16 protein-coding genes are annotated in these 20,132 nt (G+C 59.2%); all 16 read left to right on the forward strand.

The features are described from left to right. Positions 1 to 161: 161 nt before the first annotated feature. The 16 genes from FFV09_RS19825 (at position 162) to recA (ending at position 20,071) form a co-directional block, all read left to right on the forward strand. Entirely contained in the window at positions 162 to 1,427 is a 1,266-nt protein-coding gene (locus FFV09_RS19825; protein WP_141449442.1) for a M16 family metallopeptidase, read from the forward strand. Continuing rightward, positions 1,399 to 1,851, forward strand: a complete 453-nt coding sequence (dut, locus tag FFV09_RS19830) for a dUTP diphosphatase (RefSeq protein WP_141449443.1) — start codon at positions 1,399 to 1,401, stop codon at positions 1,849 to 1,851. The genes FFV09_RS19825 and dut overlap by 29 nt, the downstream gene beginning before the upstream one ends. Positions 1,852 to 2,033: 182 nt before the next feature. Then, positions 2,034 to 3,077 carry an aspartate-semialdehyde dehydrogenase gene (locus tag FFV09_RS19835; RefSeq protein WP_141449444.1) on the forward strand — a complete coding sequence of 348 codons (1,044 nt, stop codon included), beginning with the start codon at positions 2,034 to 2,036 and terminating at the stop codon, positions 3,075 to 3,077. A gap of 16 nt (positions 3,078 to 3,093) precedes the next feature. After that, on the forward strand, positions 3,094 to 4,314 hold the full coding sequence (gene dapG, locus FFV09_RS19840; protein WP_141449445.1) for an aspartate kinase: 1,221 nt from the start codon (positions 3,094 to 3,096) through the stop codon (positions 4,312 to 4,314). 47 nt (positions 4,315 to 4,361) lie between these two features. Further along, positions 4,362 to 5,246, forward strand: a complete 885-nt coding sequence (gene dapA, locus FFV09_RS19845; protein WP_141449446.1) for a 4-hydroxy-tetrahydrodipicolinate synthase — start codon at positions 4,362 to 4,364, stop codon at positions 5,244 to 5,246. Between the two features lie 397 nt (positions 5,247 to 5,643). Next, a complete protein-coding gene (locus tag FFV09_RS19850) occupies positions 5,644 to 7,326 on the forward strand; it encodes a ribonuclease J (protein WP_141449447.1) in 1,683 nt (560 codons plus the stop codon). Between the two features lie 231 nt (positions 7,327 to 7,557). Continuing rightward, entirely contained in the window at positions 7,558 to 10,407 is a 2,850-nt protein-coding gene (locus FFV09_RS19855) for an FtsK/SpoIIIE family DNA translocase (protein ID WP_246098389.1), read from the forward strand. Between the two features lie 221 nt (positions 10,408 to 10,628). Then, positions 10,629 to 11,915: an EF-P 5-aminopentanol modification-associated protein YfmF gene (yfmF, locus tag FFV09_RS19860; RefSeq protein ID WP_141449449.1), complete on the forward strand. Its 1,287-nt coding sequence runs from the start codon at positions 10,629 to 10,631 to the stop codon at positions 11,913 to 11,915. A gap of 2 nt (positions 11,916 to 11,917) precedes the next feature. After that, positions 11,918 to 13,198 carry an EF-P 5-aminopentanol modification-associated protein YfmH gene (gene yfmH / locus FFV09_RS19865; RefSeq protein ID WP_141449450.1) on the forward strand — a complete coding sequence of 427 codons (1,281 nt, stop codon included), beginning with the start codon at positions 11,918 to 11,920 and terminating at the stop codon, positions 13,196 to 13,198. Next, the gene (gene ymfI / locus FFV09_RS19870; protein ID WP_141449451.1) at positions 13,198 to 13,974 is read left to right on the forward strand and encodes an elongation factor P 5-aminopentanone reductase; all 777 of its coding nucleotides are present in this window, start codon (positions 13,198 to 13,200) and stop codon (positions 13,972 to 13,974) included. The genes yfmH and ymfI overlap by 1 nt, the downstream gene beginning before the upstream one ends. 155 nt (positions 13,975 to 14,129) lie before the next feature. After that, positions 14,130 to 14,897, forward strand: a complete 768-nt coding sequence (locus FFV09_RS19875; RefSeq protein ID WP_141449452.1) for a YmfK family protein — start codon at positions 14,130 to 14,132, stop codon at positions 14,895 to 14,897. Positions 14,898 to 14,965: 68 nt separating this feature from the next. Continuing rightward, positions 14,966 to 16,087 (forward strand): helix-turn-helix domain-containing protein, encoded by a 1,122-nt coding sequence (locus FFV09_RS19880; RefSeq protein WP_141449453.1) that lies wholly within the window; start codon positions 14,966 to 14,968, stop codon positions 16,085 to 16,087. Positions 16,088 to 16,124: 37 nt separating this feature from the next. Next, positions 16,125 to 16,616 (forward strand): YajQ family cyclic di-GMP-binding protein, encoded by a 492-nt coding sequence (locus tag FFV09_RS19885; protein ID WP_141449454.1) that lies wholly within the window; start codon positions 16,125 to 16,127, stop codon positions 16,614 to 16,616. A 168-nt stretch (positions 16,617 to 16,784) separates the two neighbouring features. After that, positions 16,785 to 17,372 carry a CDP-diacylglycerol--glycerol-3-phosphate 3-phosphatidyltransferase gene (gene pgsA / locus FFV09_RS19890; RefSeq protein ID WP_141449455.1) on the forward strand — a complete coding sequence of 196 codons (588 nt, stop codon included), beginning with the start codon at positions 16,785 to 16,787 and terminating at the stop codon, positions 17,370 to 17,372. A 49-nt stretch (positions 17,373 to 17,421) separates the two neighbouring features. Next, positions 17,422 to 18,690, forward strand: coding sequence for a competence/damage-inducible protein A (locus FFV09_RS19895; RefSeq protein WP_141449456.1), 1,269 nt, complete (start codon positions 17,422 to 17,424; stop codon positions 18,688 to 18,690). Between the two features lie 319 nt (positions 18,691 to 19,009). After that, positions 19,010 to 20,071, forward strand: a complete 1,062-nt coding sequence (recA, locus tag FFV09_RS19900) for a recombinase RecA (RefSeq protein ID WP_141449457.1) — start codon at positions 19,010 to 19,012, stop codon at positions 20,069 to 20,071. Positions 20,072 to 20,132: the final 61 nt, after the last annotated feature.

Raw genomic sequence — 20,132 nt, forward strand, 5'->3', positions numbered from 1 at the left:
GCGTGCGTAAGACGTTAAATCGGATCAATGTCCGCCCAGAGCGGACTAAAAGGACCGGAACGCGTACGGTTGAGTGCCGAGCGAAAGTTTGTTAGGATAGAGTTTGCACGCTTATCTGGACCGATACGTATCGGCTGAGCGCACGGGAGGGGAATAACGCTTTGAAAAAATATACATTAAGCAGTGGTCTTCGGGTAGTCGCCGAGCATATTCCGGGTTCGCGTTCGGTTTCGTTCGGCATCTGGGTCAAAAACGGATCGCGTAACGAAACGCAAGCCGATAACGGCATTTCGCACTTTATCGAGCACATGCTGTTCAAAGGAACGGAACGCTACGACGCCAGAGCCATCGCCGAACAATTCGATGCGATCGGCGGCAACGTCAACGCTTTTACGTCGAAAGAATATACGAGCTATTACGCGAAAGTGCTGGACGAACATCTGCCGATTGCCATGGATATTTTGTCGGACATGTTTTTCAATTCGAAGTTCGATCCCGAAGAATTGTCGCGGGAAAAGAACGTCATTTTCGAAGAGATTTCTATGTATCTGGACGATCCCGATGATCTGGTGCACGACCTGATCGTGGAAGCGGCTTACGAAGGCCATCCGTTGGCGATGCCGATACTCGGCACGCAGGAGCATCTCGCTCCGATGACTTCGGAAGACCTGCAGCGGTTTCTGCACGAGCGCTACACGGTCGACAATACGATTGTGGCGATCGCCGGCAATCTCGGAGACGATCTCGAAGAGCTGCTCGAACAGCATTTCGGTTCGTTCGGCCGTAAGGGAACGCCGTCTCCGATCGTCGAACCGTCCTTCGACGGCGGACTCGTGTACCGCAAGAAGAAAACGGAACAGAACCATATCTGTCTGTCGTTCCAGGGGTTCGGGTATGACGATCCCCGGCAGTACGCCATGGCGCTGCTCAATAATTCGATCGGCGGAGGCATGAGCTCGAAGCTGTTCCAGGAAATCCGGGAAAAGCGCGGCTTGGCCTACTCCGTCTATTCGTATCACAGCGCGCATGCCGACAGCGGCTACTTTACGATCTATGCCGGAACCGCGCCGAAGCAGACCGCCGACGTGCTGAAGCTGACGCAGCAGGTGCTGCATGAAGTGCAAAGCCGGGGCTTGACCGAAGACGAGATCCGCAAAGGCAAGCAGCAGCTCAAAGGCAGCCTGATCATGGGCCTCGAAGGCAGCGGAAGCCGGATGAACCGTCTCGGCAAAAACGAACTGATGCTCGGCCGCCACGAGACAATCGACGAGACGATCGCCAAAGTCGAAGCGGTGACCGAAGCCGACGTCCGGCTCGCGCTCGACCACTTGTTCGCCAAACCGTTCGCCGTGGCGATGGTCGGCGGCTCGGACCGGGCGATTAACGCATTGAGGAGAGATGAACTTGTCCCATCTGATACAAATTAAACGGTTCGCCGGGAACGAAGACCTGGCGATTCCGCGCAAAATGACCGAACTTGCCGCGGGTTACGACCTGCAGGCCGCCGTGCTCGCGCCGATCGTGCTTGAGCCGATGCAGCGGACGCTCGTGCCGACAGGTATCGCCATCGCGATGCCGGGCGGGCTCGAAGCGCAGATTCGTCCACGCAGCGGCTTGGCGTTCAAGCATGGCATCACATGCCTGAATACGCCCGGCACGATCGACGCGGATTACCGCGGGGAGATCAAAGTGCTGCTGATCAATCTGGGCGAGGAGCCGTTCACGATCGCGCGCGGGGAGCGGATCGCGCAGATGGTATTCCAGGAAGTGCCGGAGACGGAACTGGCCGAAGTGGAAGAGCTGTCCGACACCGTTCGCGGCAGCGGCGGATTCGGGCACACCGGCAAATAAACGATATTTTGCGGGCAGCCGCGGCTTCTTCGCAGCGAAGAAAGCCGCGGGCTTTTTTCGCTTGCGGGCCGTTTTCGTAGCGTGCGGACGTCTTGCTTTTTATTTCGAGACCCACTATGATATTCACAATGCAAACCTTGATGTTTAGCGATTTTGCCCCATATAAAGGAGAGACAAGCCAGATGTCGAATGAAACGTTTAACGTAGCCGTAGTCGGCTCGACCGGTGCGGTCGGCGAACAAATCCTGAGATTGCTCGAAGAGCGCAACTTCCCGATCAAGACCTTGAAACTGCTGTCGTCCGCGAGAAGCGCGGGCAGCAAGCTGAAGTTCAAGGGCGAGGACGTGACGGTCGAAGAAGCGAAGCCGGAGAGCTTCGAAGGCGTGCAGATCGCGCTGTTCAGCGCGGGCGGAGACGTGAGCAAGGCGCTCGTGCCGGAAGCGATCAAGCGCGGCACGGTCTGCATCGACAACACGAGCGCTTTCCGGATGGATCCGACCGCTCCGTTGGTCGTGCCCGAAGTGAACGCGGAGAAAATTTTCGAGCATAACGGCGTGATCGCCAACCCGAACTGTTCGACCATCCAGATGGTGGCCGCGCTGAAGCCGCTGCAGGACCGCTACGGCCTTAAACGGATCATCGTATCGACGTATCAGGCGGTATCCGGTTCGGGCGCCAAAGCGATCGCCGAGCTGAACCGCCAGACGAAAGCGATCGTGAACGGCGAGCCGGTCAACCCGGACGTGCTGCCTGTCGCTTCGCTGCCGGTGAAGCATCAGATCGCGTTCAACGCCGTGCCGCAGATCGACAAGTTCACGGACAACGGCTTTACGTACGAAGAGATGAAGATGATCAACGAAACCAAAAAAATTATGGGCGACGAGTCGATTCAGGTGACCGCGACCTGCGTGCGCATCCCGGTCGTGTACGGCCATTCCGAGTCGGTGTACGTGGAACTCGGTTCGGAATACGATCTGGCCGAAGTGCGTTCGCTGCTCGAAAACGCGCCGGGCTTGACCGTGATCGATGATCCGGCCAATCAGGCGTATCCGCTGGCGACCGACGCCGCGGGCAAAAACGACGTGTTCGTGGGCCGTTTGCGCCGCGACCTCGATTCGCCGACCGGGCTGAACCTGTGGATCGTCTCCGACAATCTGCTCAAGGGCGCGGCGTGGAACGCCGTGCAAATCGCGGAAATCATTGCGGCTCGTTCGCAGCAGGCCTAAACGAAAGGAAGAGACCATGGCTATTCGGGTTCAAAAATTCGGCGGGACGTCGCTGTCTTCGGAAGAAGCGAGAGCGCACGTCGTCCGCCACGTTCAGCGGGAGCTGGCGGCCGGTTATCAACTGGTCGTCGTCGTGTCCGCGATGGGACGCAGCGGCGATCCGTACGCGACCGACACGCTGCTCGGCTGGGCGGCAGGCACGAGCGGCAAATCGCTGCCGGCCAAAGAAAAAGATTTGTTGATGGGCTGCGGAGAGATCATCTCCGCGGCTACGCTTTGCGGCATTTTGCATCAGGAAGGCATTGACGCGACCGTGCTGACCGGAGCGCAGGCCGGCTTCATGACCGACAGCCATTTCGGCAACGCGCGGATTTTGGAGATGCGCCCCGAGCGCATTTTGCGCGAACTGCAGGACCACAGCGTCGTGATCGTGACCGGGTTCCAGGGACAGAACGAATACGGCGATCTCACGACGCTCGGCCGGGGCGGCAGCGATACGTCGGCGACGGCGCTCGGCGCCGCGCTGCATGCGGAGATCGTGGACATCTATACGGACGTGAACGGCATTCTGACCGCCGATCCGCGCCTGGTGGAAGACGCCAAGCCGCTTGAAGTGGTCAGCTATACCGAGATTTGCAACATGGCTTACCAAGGCGCCAAAGTCATCCATCCGCGTGCGGTCGAGATCGCCATGCAGGCGCAAATCCCGGTGCGGGTCCGTTCGACCTTTTCCGAAGAAGAAGGCACGCTCGTCACGCATCCGGAGAACTTCGCGGACGTGTCGGCCGGCGTGATCGACCGTTTCGTGACCGGCATCGCCTACGTGAGCAGCGTCACTCAGATTACGGTCGAACAGCCGGACCCGAGCGGCCAGCTGTCGCTGAACGTGTTCAAGGCGATGGCCGAGAACGCGATCAGCGTCGACTTTATCAACGTGACGCCGGTCGGCGCCGTCTACACGGTGTTCGACACGGAAGCGGAGCGGGCTTTGGCCGCGCTGCGGGAGATCGGCTACGAGCCGCGCGCGCTCAGCGGATGCGCCAAAGTCTCCGTTATCGGCGGAGGCATCAACGGCGTTCCGGGCATCATGTCGCATATCGTCGAAGCGCTGACGATGCAGAACGTGCAAATTTTGCAGTCGGCCGACTCCAATACGACGATCTGGGTGCTGGTCAAAAAAGACGATATGGTCAAAGCGCTCAAAGCGCTGCACGCCAGATTCGAACTGCATCGTTAAGCGATAAGCACACCCACCATAGAGCACGCAGAGGGAGCGAATGAAAAATGGATTTCGGACGATTGATCACCGCCATGGTCACTCCTTTCGACGAGCACGGAGAAGTGGCATGGGAGCATATTCCCGCTTTGATCGACATGTTGATCGAGCGGCAGCGGACGCAGTCGATCGTCGTGTTCGGCACGACGGGCGAATCGCCGACGCTGAGCGACGAAGAGAAAATCAAGCTGCTGGAGATTGCGGTGCGGCATGCGGCCGGACGCTGCAAGATCATTGCCGGAACAGGCAGCAACGATACGCAGCACAGCGTCGAGCTGACCCGCGAAGCGGAAAAAGCCGGCGCCGACGGCGTGCTGCTCGTCGTGCCGTATTACAACCGGCCGAACCAGGCCGGATTGTACGCGCATTTCGCGGCGATCGCGCAGGCGACGAGTCTTCCGGTCATGCTCTACAACGTGCCGAGCCGGACGGCTTCGAACCTCGAAGGCGCGACGACGCTCCGCTTGGCGCAGCTGCCGAACGTGGTGGCCGTCAAGGAATGCGGGCCGGCCGACCAGGTCGCTTATATCGCCGCCAACGCCCCCGCAGGCTTTCGCGTCTATTCGGGCGACGATGCCGCTTCGCTGCCGGCGCTGTCCGTCGGGGCATACGGCATCGTCAGCGTGGCGAGCCACGTCGTCGGCGAGCGCATGAGCCATATGCTTGCCGCGCACGCCGGCGGCGACGCGGCCGGCGCGACCCGCGTGTACCATTCGCTGCTGCCGGTATTCAAAGGGCTGTTCGCCTGTCCGCATCCGGTACCCAATCCGGTCGCGGTCAAATACGCGCTGACGCTGCGCGGGTACGCCGTGGGCGGGGTGCGGCTGCCGCTTGTCGACGCGACGGACCAAGAGAAACGCTATATCGAACATTTTATGGCCGAATTTTCCTGAAAACAGATTTTTTTCACGGTTCAAGCGCCGTTTCCATTATAGGAAACGGCGCTTTTTTGCGTGTCCGAAACACGATGAAATCGGGCCGGAACAGGTCTTTCGAACGGTTCCTATAGGGAATGAGAGGGCTTTCGACTTGTATTTTGGGTTTTCATTCATGTATAATGGACGCAAGTGACTGGGTGCGGGTTATAGAAAAACAACACGAACCATATTTGACGGAGGTTCGTGCATCGGCTTGATCGGTTGGCATCGGGCGGCTTTTGTGTACCAAAAGCCCTCTCGAATCCATAACGGTGCAAGTCCTTGTTCGAGCTATGCCAAAAACCGGAAAAATAGCAAACGTCCAACTCTTATAAAACAAACAAAACACTAATAATTAGGAGGTCTATCCATCTTGGTAAAGAAAAACAATACTACGGAGAAGCTGACGATTTTCGCTCTGGGCGGCGTTGGCGAAATTGGTAAGAACATGTATGTCGTACAGTATGACGACGATATCGTCGTCATCGATGCAGGCCTGAAATTCCCGGAAGAAGACATGCTCGGAATCGACCTGGTCATTCCCGACATCAGCTATCTGACCGAGAATCGCGATAAAGTCAGAGCCATCATCGTCACCCACGGCCACGAAGACCATATCGGCGGTCTGCCGTACGTCCTCAAGCACCTGAACGTTCCGCTGTACGCGACAAAGCTGACACTCGGCCTGATCGAGAACAAGCTGCGCGAAGCGAACCTGTTGGGCGAGACGAAGCGTATCCTGATCGACGCCGATTCCGAACTGAAACTCGGCAGCACGCTGACGGCTACGTTCTTCCGGACGAACCACAGCATTCCCGACTCCGTCGGAGTCGCGATCGAGACGCCGGAAGGCAACGTCGTGCACACGGGCGACTTCAAGTTCGACCACACGCCGGTCAACGATCAATTCGCGGATCTGCAGCGCATGGCCGAAATCGGTCAAAAAGGCGTCCTCGCCCTGCTGTCCGACAGCACCAATGCCGAGAAGCCGGGCTTCACGCCTTCGGAGCGCAGCGTCGGCATCGTGCTGGAAGACATTTTCCGCAAAGCGCGCCAGCGCGTAGTCGTTGCGACGTTCGCGTCCAACGTGCACCGGATTCAGCAGGTCGTCAACGCGGCGATCGCTACCGACCGCAAGATCGTCGTCATCGGACGCAGCATGGTCAATGTCGTAGCCATCGCGTCGGAACTCGGCTACCTGGAAATTCCGGAAGGCATGATCATCGAGCCGGAAGAGATCAACCGGATCGGCGCCGACCGCGTCGCGATCCTGTGCACAGGCAGCCAGGGCGAGCCGATGTCGGCGCTCAGCCGCATGGCGCGCTCGACGCACCGCAAAGTCGATATCCTGCCGGGCGACACCGTCATCATCGCGGCTACGCCGGTACCGGGTAACGAGAAATACGTCGGCCGTACGATCGATGCGCTGTTCCGCCTCGGAGCGGAAGTCATCTACAGCGGTTCGAACAAAGGCGTGCACGTATCGGGTCACGGTTCGCAGGAAGAGCTGAAGCTCATGCTCAACTTGATGCGTCCGAAATTCTTTATTCCGATCCACGGCGAATACCGCATGCTGCGCAAGCACGCCCAACTCGGCGAAGGCGTCGGCATCGACCCGAACAACATCTTCCTGATCGACATCGGCGATACGGTCGAGATCCAGAACGGCGAAGCGCGCAAAGCCGGCAAGGTACCTTCCGGCAACGTGCTGATCGACGGTCTCGGCGTCGGCGACGTAGGCAACATCGTTCTGCGCGACCGCAAGCTGCTGTCCCAGGACGGCATCCTGGTCGTCGTCGTGACGCTCAGCAAGCAGGACGGACGCATCGTATCCGGTCCGGACATCATTTCGCGCGGTTTCGTCTACGTACGCGAATCGGAAGGTCTGCTCGATGAAGCGAACCGCGTCGTTACGAGCACGCTGCAGCGCCTAATGAGCGAGAACGTCAACGAATGGGCTTCGCTCAAATCGGGCGTCAAAGATTCGCTCGGACGTTTCCTGTTCGACCAGACCCGTCGTCGTCCGATGATCCTGCCGATCATCATGGAAGTGTAACAAGCCGCGCCGTCGATCGACAGACTGCGTGATCGCCCTTTTCGGCCCGGGAACGGAACGTTCCCGCCGGAAAGGGCTTTTTGTTTTGCTTTGTGTTTGCTTTTGTTTTTGCTTTTTTTGCCACTGAAAAGGAAAGGCGAGAGGCCGTGCGGACGCAGCGGTTTTCCCTGCCTTTTGGCGAACTTATGTGCTATTATGGGGAGAGCGTGTCAACGGCAGGAGGGATTGGGATTGGCTCAGAAAAAAGGGACGGGAACGCGTGCCGCCGGCAAGCCCCGCGCGAACGGCAGCCGTGCGGCCTCGACCAAAAACAGCAAAAAAAAGAGCAGTGCGCTCGGCAGCGCCCTCAAATATGAAATCTACGGCATCGTGCTTATTACGCTGTCGGTCATCGGCTTGTCCGGACAAGCCTTTATCGGTCAGCTGTTGTCGGCCGGCTTCGGACTGGTGCTGGGCAAAGCCTATGCGATCATCCCGCTGCTCGGCGTCTATATCGGCCTGTATCTGATGATTCGGCGGGGCATTCCTTACGGATGGAGCTCCCGCAAGTCCGGCCTTGTGCTGATTGCGCTGGCCGGCGTGCTGACGCTGTCGATCGTGGAAGCGCAGTCGCACACGGAGCTGGAAGGGCAGATGAGCGCCAACGGCATTTTGGCCGCCGCCCAAAGCGACCTGCAGCGTTCGCTGATCGCCCCGGACGGGCCGATGAGCGAGACAACGCCGTTTCTCCGTCCGATCGGAGGCGGCTACTTCGGAGCGCTGCTGCTGTCGCTGCTGTTTCTGATGGTGGGCATGCCGGGAGCGATTCTCGCTGCCGCCGTGCTGCTGATCATCGGCCTGATGCTGGTGACGCAGCGGTCCTACGTAGACCTGATGAACGGAGTTCGCCGCAAAGCGGGCGAAGCGGCGCGTTCGGCCGGAGCGCGGCTCAAGGAAGAGCGCGCCGCGTCGGAAGAGCGCAGGCTCGAAGCCGAGCGGCAGGCCGAGATTCGGGCGCTGGACAAAGCGGAAGCCGCCGAGCGCAGACGCGCGGCGCGGCCGGAGCCCGAGCTTGAGCCCGGCGAAGAGACCGAGCCGCGCCGCGGAGCGCTCTCGCTGCCCGGCCGCCGGCGCAAAGCGGTCGAAGAAGCGGAGCTTGAAGGTGCGCAAGCGCCGCCGGAACAAGCCGACCGGATCGGCGCCTACCGGGTGCCGGCCGAACCGGGCCGGTCTGCCCCGGCGGATGATGCCGCAAGCGCCATGCCGATCGGCCGCGCGCTGCCGGACAATCCGGATACTGAGGCGGCGCCGCCCGCGAACGGCGCGAAGAGTTCGCCGCAACCGGAACGTCACGCGCCGATCATCCGCGATTTCTTCGAGCATATCCGCGCGGAGAAAAAAATCGACGTCCCGTCCGCCGCGCCGGGTGCGGTGCCTGCGGACGATGACGACGAAGATTTCGAAGAAGCGGCCGTTTCGCTGCCGGGAGCGGCTCTTGCGGTCGGCATTCCTCCGACCGAATTGACTTCGGCCGAAGGCGCGGCCGGAATGGCGGATTCGCCTTCGGACGGCGGATTGTTCCCAATGCCGGACGGAGACCCTTCCATTCCGGCCGCGGCAGGCCAACTGCTGGAAGTCGCCGAAGGCGAGCGGATCAAGCCGCCGCCCAAGCCGTACAAGCTGCCTCCGCTGAGTCTGTTGGCCATGCCCAAGGAAGATACTTCGGCGGCGGCGAACCAGGCCGATTACATGCAGACGGCGCGCAAGCTTGAGACGACGCTCGAAAGCTTCGGCGTCCGCGCCCGGGTGCTTGAAGTCGTCCGCGGCCCGGCCGTAACCCGCTACGAGATCCAGCCCGACGTCGGCGTCAAGGTGAGCCGGATCGTCGGACTGACCGACGATATCGCGCTGGCGCTTGCGGCCAAGGACATCCGGATGGAAGCGCCGATTCCGGGCAAGTCCGCGATCGGCATCGAAGTGCCGAACAACGAAGTGTCCATGGTCACGATGCGCGAGGTGATGGATTCGCCCGTCTTCGAAGAAGCGCCGTCCAAGCTGACCGTCGCGTTCGGCCGGGACATTTCCGGCCAGACGATCGTCGGCAACCTGGCCCGGATGCCCCATTTGCTCGTGGCCGGGGCGACCGGTTCGGGCAAGTCGGTCTGTATCAACGGCATCATCGCCAGCATTTTGTACAAAGCGAAGCCCGACGAAGTCAAGTTTCTGATGGTCGATCCGAAGATGGTCGAACTGAACGTCTACAACGGCATTCCGCATCTGCTGGCGCCGGTCGTCACCGATCCGCGCCGCGCCTCGCTTGCGCTCAAGAAGATCGTGGTCGAGATGGAAAAGCGCTACGAATTGTTTTCCAAATCGTCGACGCGCAATATCGAAGGCTACAATACGCTGATGAAGGACAATCCGTCCGCCATTCTGCCGTACATCGTCGTCATCGTCGACGAGCTGGCCGATCTCATGATGGTCGCGGCCGGCGACGTGGAAGACGCGATCGCGCGTCTCGCGCAAATGGCGCGCGCCGCCGGGATCCACCTGATCATCGCCACGCAGCGCCCGTCGGTCGACGTCATTACCGGCGTCATCAAAGCGAATATCCCGTCGCGGATCGCGTTCGGCGTCTCGTCGCAGGTCGATTCGCGGACGATTCTCGACATGGGCGGAGCGGAGAAGCTGCTCGGCCGCGGCGACATGCTGTTCATGCCGATGGGCGCGTCCAAGCCGGTCCGCGTGCAGGGCGCTTTCCTCAGCGACAACGAAGTCGAGGAGATCGTCGCCTACTGCAGCGGCCAGGCGGAAGCGGAGTACGATACGGCGCTCGTGCCGGAGATCGACGACAACGCGCCGGACCCCGAAGAAGCGATGGACGAATTGTACGATCAAGCCGTGCAGATCGTCGTCGAAGCCAAGCAGGCTTCGGTATCGCTGCTTCAGCGGCGCATGAGAGTGGGCTACACGCGCGCCGGACGTCTGGTGGATGCGATGGAGGCCCGCGGCATCGTCGGCCCTTACGAGGGCAGCAAGCCGCGCGAGGTACTGATCTCGATCGAGCAGCTGCAGGCAAGCCGGGCCGCCGCCAATTCCTGACCGGCTGCCGCCCCGACCCCGGATTCCTTCGTTCGCATCCGCGCTTCCCGCGCGCTGCGGACGAAGGAATCTTTTTTTGTTTTCCCGCCGTGAGCCCGATCCGTCCCCTCTTCGAGTTGATTCCGCTCTCGGCGGTGAGTTAGAATAGTCAAGAATGGTTAGAGAATTAGAGCAACCCTATCATCGAGCGGAATCCGCCGAAAGCCTAAGGAGTGATGTCAATGAGTACGACCGGATTTGAACGGGCAGCGGAAGGCCGGATTCGCATTCACGTAATGCCGACCAAGCGGTTCAAGACGTTTGCCGTTTCCCTATATGCCGGAGCCCCGCTCCGCGAAGAGACCGTGACGCCGATTGCGCTGACGCCGTTCGTGCTGCGCCGCGGCAGCGCCTCCTACCCGGAGACGATGCTGTTTCGCGAACGGCTCGAAGAATTGTACGGAGCCGGCTTCGGCTTTGACGTATACAAACGCGACGGCAGCCAGATCGTCCAGTTTCGCATGGACACGATCAACGACGCTTTCGTGAGCACGGACGAGTCGCTGCTTGAGAATTCGCTGTCTTTTCTCGGCGAAGCGCTCACCCGGCCCGCGCTGGAAAGCGGTGTGTTCAAGCATAAATTCGTCGACGCCGAACGCGACAACGTGCGCAAGAAGCTCGACGCGATCATTAACAACAAAGCCCGCTATGCCGGTTCGCGCTGCGTGGAAGAGATGTTTGCCGGAGAAGCTTACCGGTTGAACGCGCTCGGCAAACGCGAGGCGCTGGAACATCTGGACGCACCGGCGCTGCACGAATCCTACCGCAAATGGCTGTCCGAAGCGACGCTTGACCTGTACGTGGTCGGCGATACGACGCTTGACGAAGTGCGCGGCATCGTGCACCGGTATTTCGACGTCGCCGGACCCGGCCACGAGCCGCACGAATACGCAAGAAGCGCCAAAAGCGAAGGGGCGGGCAACCCGCACGTCGTCAAAGAAACGATGGACGTATCGCAGGGCAAGCTCAATATCGGGTTCAAAACGTCGATCGACTACGCGGACGACCGTTACGCTTCGGCGCTCGTGTACAACGGCGTGCTGGGCGGGTATCCGCATTCCAAGCTGTTCCAGAACGTGCGCGAAAAAGCGAGCCTGGCCTATTACGCGTCGTCGCAGTACGAACCCCACAAAGCGTTCGGCACGATCCAGTCGGGTATCGAGATCGGCAACTACGAACGGGCGCTGGACATTATCCGGGTGCAGCTTGACGCGATGAAAGCGGGCGAGATCACGGACACCGAACTCGGCCAGACGAAAGCGATGCTCGGCAACGATCTGCGCGAAGTACGCGATTCGGCGTTCCAGATGATCCAGCACGATTTCGGCGGACGGCTGTCGGGCCGCGAGCGTTCGGTGGCCGAGCTGATCGAACAGGTCGAGAGCATGACGGCGGAGCAGGTCGCGGTCGCCGCGCAGAACTTCCGTCTGGATACCATTTACTTTTTGACCGGAAAAGAGGGGGAATAACGATGGAGCGTATTGTCTACGAGCATTTGCAGGAAACGCTGTATTACGAAAAGCTGGATAACGGGCTCAGCGTCTACGTCCTGCCCAAAGAAGGCTTCCAGAAAACGTACGCGACGTTCTCGACGAATTACGGTTCGGTCGATAACCGTTTTCGGGTTGCCGGTCAGGAAGAGCACCGGGTGCCGGACGGCATCGCCCATTTTCTGGAGCACAAAGTGTTCGAGGAGCCGGAAGGCGACGTGTTCCTGAAGTTTTCGACGCAGGGCGCTTCGTCCAACGCGTTCACGAGCTTCGACCAGACGACCTACCTGTTCTCCGCGACCGAGAAAATTTCGGAGAATCTGGAGACGCTGATCGACTTCGTGCAAAATCCGTATTTTACCGACGAGAATGTCGAAAAAGAAAAAGGGATTATCGGACAGGAAATCCAGATGTACCAGGACAATCCGGACTGGCGCGTGTATTACGGATTGATCGAAGCGCTCTACAAAGTGCATCCGGTGCATATCGATATCGCGGGCACGATCGAATCGATCGGCGAGATTACCAAAGAGACGCTGTACGCGTGCTACAATACGTTCTACCATCCGAGCAACATGCTGCTGTTCGTCGTGGGCGGTGTCGATCCGCAGCAGGTCATCGAGCAGGTCAAAGCCAATCAGGCGTCCAAAAACTACGGCCCGCAGGCGGAGATCGAACGTTTCTTCGACCCGGAACCGGAAGAAGTGGCGCAGGAACGCAAAGAGCTGAACCTGCCCGTGTCGCTGCCCAAGTGCCTGTTCGGATTTAAGGAATCGGCGCCGAACGTGGACGGACCGGAACTGGTCAAGCTTGACCTGACGACGGAAGTGATGCTCGACCTGCTGCTCGGAAGCAGTACGCCGCTGTACGAGAAGCTGTACGACGAAGCGCTGATCACCGACGGTTTCGGCGGCGATTTCCGCGCTACGCCCGAATACGCCTTCTCTGTCATCGGCGGCGACACGCGCGATCCCGAACTGCTGATGGAACGCATTCGCGAAGAATCGGAGCGGTTGGCGGCAAGCGGCTTCGAAGCGACAGCGTTCGAACGCGCGCGCAAAAAGAAAATCGGCGGTTATCTGCGCATGCTGAACTCGCCCGAGAGTATCGCGCACGAGTTTACCCGCTACAAGTTCCGCGGCGGCGACCTGTTCGCGATCCTGAAGATTTACGAGGACATGACGCTCGAAGACGTCAATACGCGGCTGCGTCAGCATGTCCGCTGGGATCGCCGCGCCGTATCCGTGGTACGCGGGGCGTGATGCCGGACGGGGAAAAAAAGGCCGGGCGGCGCAAGCCGTCCGGCACGGCCGTCCTCGTGACCGGCGCGTCCGGCGGGATCGGTTCGGCAATCGCCGAACGTTTTGCCGCGGACGGATGCCGGGTGGCGCTGCATTATTCGTCTTCGGCGGAAGCGGTGCGCGCGGCAGCGGACCGCTGCGCGTCGCTCGGAGCGGCCGAAGTGCTGACCGCGCGCGCCGACGTGCGCAGCCGGGCCGAAGTGCTGCGCATGCGCGACGAGCTCAAATCGGCGGGCTTCGTGCCCGACGTGCTCGTCAACAACGCCGGCGTCTCGCATTACGGCATGCTGTGCGACGTGACGGACGAAGAATGGGACCGCGTGATGGAAGTCAATCTCAAAGGCACTTTTTTGTGCAGCCAGGCGTTCATGGAAGAAATGGTCTCCCGCAAATACGGAAGGATTATTAACATCTCTTCCGTTTGGGGGCTGGCCGGCGCTTCCTGCGAAGTCGTCTATTCGGCGGCAAAAGGAGGAATCAACGCCTTTACCAAGGCGCTTGCCAAAGAACTTGCCCTGTCGGGCGTTTCGGTAAATGCGGTGGCTCCCGGAGCCGTGCGCACGGCAATGCTTGATGCGCTGTCCGCGGAAGAATTGGCTGCGCTGGCGGAAGAAATTCCGGTCGGGCGACTGGCCGAACCGCGCGAGATCGCGGAGACGGTCCGTTTCCTGTCGCTGCCCGAGTCGGCGTACATGACCGGACAGATTCTGAGCCCGAACGGCGGATGGGTCACCTGAGGCCCGGCGCGAAGCGCGACGCCCCGCCCAAAGATGAAGAATCTGTTTCTTGCGTTTAAACGGCATTTTTAATATCATTAGACAAAGGTCGGAGTCATGGGCTCGGACCGGCTTCAGCCTTCAAAATTGCGCGCGACACGGAAGTGGGATGGATCATGGAAACTAAACAATGGTATATGGAATATCGCATACATAAGAATCGGCCGGGCCTGCTCGGGGACATCGCGTCGATTCTGGGCATGCTGGAAGTCAATATCATCACGATCAACGGCGTCGAAGGACGGACCCGGGGCATGCTGCTGGAGACGACGGACGACGAGAAAATTCAACTGCTGGGCGCCATGCTCAAAAAAGTCGACAGCGTCACGGTGACGGCCCTGCGCCCGCCGAAGCTGGTCGACATTTTGGCGGTGCGCCACGGCCGGTACATCGAGCGCGACTCGGACGACCGCAAAACGTTCCGGTTTACGCGCGACGAACTCGGTCTGCTGGTCGATTTTCTGGGGGAACTGTTCAAGCGCGAAGGCAACCAGGTGATCGGGCTGCGCGGCATGCCGCGCGTCGGCAAGACGGAATCCATCATTGCCGGCAGCGTATGCGCGATGAAGCACTGGACGTTCGTTTCGTCGACGCTGCTGCGCCAGACGGTGCGGAGCCAAATGTCGGAAGAAGAGATGAACCCGAATAACGTGTTTATCATCGACGGCATCGTCAGCACGATCCGCTCGAACGAAAAGCATTACCAGCTGTTGAAAGAAATCATGGCGATGCCGTGCACCAAAGTGATCGAGCATCCGGATATTTTTATGCGCGAGTCGGAATACGACCATTCGCAGTTCGACATGATCATCGAGCTGCGCAGCACGCCGGACGAAGAGATCATTTACGACACGTTCGCCACGAGTTATACCGACGACATCTAGGGCATTGAAGCCTTGTTCGGAACAGCGTTTCCGCAGGGCTTTGCATACAACAAGGAGGGATGAACGGAATGTCCGATCTGGGACAGCAGTTAAAAGAAGCCCGTTTGCAAAAAGGGCTGTCACTTGAAGACGTGCAGGAAATGACCAAAATCCGTAAACGTTATCTGGAAGCGATCGAGCAGGGGGATTTCAAGGTTCTGCCGGGCAGCTTTTACGTCCGGGCCTTCATTAAGACCTATGCGGAAGCGGTAGGACTCGATCCGGAAGCGCTGCTGCAAAACCATCCCAAGGACGTGCCGGCCGCCGAGCCGGAGAACGTCATGGAACCGGTGCTGACCAAACGTTCGGCCCGTACGGCCGCAGCGGCGGGGTCGGGCGGAGGAAGCGGACGTCCGGGCGGACGCAGCGAAGGCAGCAAAGGGCTGTCGACGGCGCTGATGTGGACGTTCCCGATCCTGATCCTGATCATCGTGGCCATCGTATACGTCAACAGCAACAAAGACGATACGCAGGCCAGCGACGATACGACGCCGGACACGGCGGCGACGACGAAGCCTGCGGACAGCGCGACGACGACGCCTGCCCCTGCGGACACGACGCCAACGGATACGACGGGCGGCGGCACGCAGGCTCCAGCCACAACCGATCCGGCAGCTCCGCCAGCGGAAGAGACGCCGCCAGCCGAAACGCCGTCCACGACGGAGACGCCTCCGGCCGACACGGGTACCGTGGACGGCGGAACGGACGCGGAACCGGCTGAAGGAACCGAAGGAACCGAAGGAACGCCGACGGAAGATCCGGCGGCTCCGGACGAAGCCGGCACGACCGGCGAAGAAACGCCTGCGGAGACGGGCACTCCGAACACGACCGGGGCGACGCTTGTCACGCCGGCCGGCCAACAGGGCAAGACGACGATCTTCGACGCGCAGCCTGCCGCTGCGGGAACACCGGTCAAAGTCACAATCAACGCGAGCGGCATGAGCTGGCTGGAAGTGTATCGCGGCAGCACGAGCGGCGAGAAGCTCTACTACCAGAACACGAAGGAAGGCGAATCGATGTCGTTCGATCTGGACGCGCAGGGTCTGTATATCAAATCGGGCTACTCGCCGGTAACGGACATCAGAGTCGACGGACAGCCGATTGTCGACGGTAAGACGACTTCCCGTTTGCAGGTTAATTTGAAGAATTGATTGCAACAACTAATTTCACCCGAAAGGAAGAGGATCTGTGGCTTCTGAAAATTCAATGGATATCGTATCCAAAATGGATATGCAGGAACTAAAAAACGCAATCGATCAGGCGGAACGCGAAATTACGAGCCGCTTCGATTTCAAGGGAACCAAGACCAGCTTCGAACTGGACAAAGACTCGCTGACGATCATCTCCGACGACGAGTACAAACTCGGCGCGGTCATCGACATTTTGCAATCGAAGATGATCAAGCGCGGCGTCCCGTTCAAAAATCTGGATTTCGGCAAAATCGAGACCGCGTCGCTGAATACGGTCCGCCAAAAGCTGGGACTGAAGTCGGGCATCGAATCGGACAGCTCCAAAAAGATCAATACGCTGATCCGCGATTCCAAGCTCAAAGTCAAAAGCCAGATTCAGGGCGATCAGATTAGAGTCACTTCCAAAAGCCGGGACGATCTCCAGGCCGTCATGAAGCTTCTGCGCGAAGCCGAACTGCCGATCGAACTGCAATTCACCAACTTCAAATAAGACAGTCCCACGAAGCATGCCCTTCGTTTCCCCAAGGAAACGGAGGGCATTTTTGCAGGTGCTGAGGGAAGCCGCCGACGTTTTGACACCCTAACATTCGGATATTATACTTGTAAGGTTGAAAAGAGAAATCGGGCGAAGGCTCGATCGGAAGGAATGGATGCACAAATGAATCTTCCCAATCGCATTACGCTCAGCCGAATTTTCATGATTCCGGTCATGATGGTCTTCCTCCTCGCGGAACTGCCTTTTCTGCCGGAGCCTATCGTCTGGCACGGAGTGGAGCTGGGCTGGGGCCAGCTGATCGCGTGCATCATCTTCGTCGTCGCCTCGTGTACCGACGGCATCGACGGCTATATCGCGCGCAGCCGCAACCTGGTGACCAATCTGGGCAAGCTGATGGACCCGCTCGCCGATAAGCTGCTCGTATCCGCGGCGTTCATCTCGCTCGTGCAGATGGACAAACTGGCCGCCTGGATGGCGATCGTCATCATCAGCCGCGAATTCGCCGTCACCGGCCTGCGCCAGATCGCGCTGCTCGACGGCGCCGTTATGGCCGCCGGCTCCGGAGGCAAGATCAAAACCGTTCTCCAGATCGCGGCCATCGTCGTGCTGCTGCTGAACAACCTCCCGTTCGAGATCTGGTCTTTCCCGGCCGATACGATCCTGATCTGGGCCGCCGTGATTGTCACCGTCTACACCGGCGTCGATTACTTTGTACGTAACCGTCATTTGCTGAAGCAGTCGAACGCGTAAGCTTAAGCCGTATCTCATTCTCGTATTTTCATAAGGAGCGTGACGCGTAGTGAAAGCCGAAATCATCGCTGTAGGGACCGAGCTTCTGCTCGGCCAGATCGTGAATACCAATGCCCAATATTTGTCGCAGGAGCTGGCCGCGCTCGGCATCGACGTCTATTTCCAGACCGTGGTCGGAGACAACAAGGAACGTCTCAAGGAAGCGATCCGCCAGGCGCAGGGACGGGCGGACGTACTCGTCTTTTCGGGCGGCATCGGACCGACGCAGGACGATCTGACGAAGGATGCGATCGCCGAAGTGCTCGGCCGGGATCTGCGGAACGATCGTCCGGCCATGGACAAGATCGCCGAGTTTTTCGCGGACCGCGGCGTGCCGATGACCGACAACAACAAGCGTCAGGCGCTCGTGATCGACGGCTGCACCCCGCTTCCGAACGCGACGGGACTTGCGGTGGGCGTGGCGATCAGCGACGAAGCCGGCCACCATTACATCGTGCTGCCGGGCCCGCCGAGCGAGCTCAAGCCGATGTTCGAGGCCGAAGCGAAGCCCTGGCTGCTGCATCAGGTGCTGACCGACGAGATGCCGCTGTATTCGCGCATCCTGAAGTTTGCCGGTATCGGCGAATCGGCGCTCGAAGACAAGCTGCTGGACCTGATCGACGCGCAGACGGACCCGACGATCGCGCCTTACGCCAAAGAAGGCGAAGTGGCGATCCGTTTGTCCACGAAGGCGCATGACATTCAGGAAGCCGACAAAAAGCTGACCGCGCTCGAAGTGCAGATCCAGAGCCGGCTGCCGCAGCATATGTATGCGAGCGAAGACGTGGCGATCGAAGAGACGATCGTGAAGATGATGGCGGATCTTGGACTGACCGTAAGCGCGGCCGAGAGCTGCACCGGCGGCATGGTCATGGAGAGCCTGACTACCGTGCCCGGCAGCGCGGCCATGCTCAGAGGCGGCATTGTCTGCTACTCCAACGAGATGAAGGAGAAGCTGCTGAACGTCCCGCACGATTACCTGGAAGGCGAAGACGCGCCCGGTGCGGTCAGCCGCGAAGTAGTGGAGGTGCTCGCCGAACAGATCCGCATGATCACGGATACGGACTATGGGCTGTCGGTCACCGGAGTGGCCGGACCGGGCTACTCGGAACGCAAGCCGGTAGGGCTCGTCTATATCGGCATCTCCGAGCGGGGCAGCGAGACGGAAGTGTTCGAACTGCGTATCAAGGGCAACCGGGACACCGTTCGCAAACGGTCCACCAAGACGCTGCTGTACCGGTTGTGGCTGCGCCTTCTGCAGGCGGAGAAGCAGGACTGATTTCACCGGAAAACAGCAGGCGAAAAAAGGTGCGAAAGTCTGCCGCGGACCGCGCAGCAAAGCGCTTTTACATTGACCGTACCTGCTTTTTTTGGTATAATAAACATACGGAAGAACCGCGGCGATACCTCAGACTCGCCTGCGGTTCTTTTTGCGACTTAGGGGTTTTTTAGCTTTGCAGACCGCGTCGGAAAGGGAAAAAGCCGTTCGAAAAAAATACGAATGTATGTTCGAAAAAAAGCTTGGCAAACCCGTCCAAAAGCGTTATGATAGAGGTACAGAAGACGTACAAAACCAATCAGATAAGGGTGTGGATATATTGTCAGATCGTCGTGCTGCGCTGGATATGGCGCTTCGCCAAATAGAGAAACAATTCGGAAAAGGTTCCATCATGAAGCTTGGAGAATCGACTCACATGAACGTCGAGGTCGTACCGAGCGGTTCTATCGCTCTGGACGTCGCATTGGGAACGGGCGGAATGCCGCGCGGACGGATCATCGAAATTTACGGACCGGAATCTTCGGGTAAGACGACCGTTGCGCTGCACGCGGTAGCCGAAGTGCAAAAAGCAGGCGGACAAGCCGCTTTCATCGACGCCGAGCACGCGCTCGATCCGAAGTACGCTTATAACCTGGGCGTTAACGTCGACGAACTGCTGCTCTCGCAGCCGGATACCGGCGAGCAAGGCCTTGAAATCGCCGAAGCACTCGTACGCAGCGGCGCGGTCGATATCATCGTTATCGACTCCGTAGCGGCTCTCGTACCAAAAGCCGAAATCGAAGGCGAAATGGGCGACTCCCACGTCGGTCTGCAAGCCCGCCTGATGTCTCAGGCGCTTCGCAAACTGTCCGGAGCCATCAGCAAGTCGAACACGATCGCCATCTTCATCAACCAGCTTCGCGAAAAAATCGGCGTTATGTTCGGTAACCCGGAGACAACGCCGGGCGGCCGCGCGCTGAAGTTCTATTCGACCGTACGTCTTGACGTGCGCCGTATCGAGTCTATCAAAATGGGCAACGATATCGTCGGCAACCGGACACGTATCAAAGTCGTGAAGAACAAAGTCGCACCTCCGTTCAAACAAGCGGAAGTGGATATCATGTACGGAGAAGGCATTTCCAAAGAAGGCAGCCTGATCGATATGGGAACCGAGATGGACATCGTCGAAAAAAGCGGTGCGTGGTATTCCTACTCGGGCGAGCGTCTGGGTCAAGGCCGCGAGAACGCGAAACAATTCCTCAAAGACCACAAAGAAATTTCGCTCGCGATCGAAACGAAGATTCGCCAAGCCAGCAATCTGATTACGCTTGTCGAAGAACCGACCGAAGCTCAGAAAAAGGCCGAAGCGGACGAAGAACAAGAACTGCTCGAAATCGAGTAACAACGGCTGCAAAGTCGTTTGAATAACTCGTTTGAATAAGATGCAAAGCTCCGGCCCGTAT

It is taken from the genome of Saccharibacillus brassicae, from assembly GCF_006542275.1.
Taxonomy (GTDB): domain Bacteria; phylum Bacillota; class Bacilli; order Paenibacillales; family Paenibacillaceae; genus Saccharibacillus; species Saccharibacillus brassicae.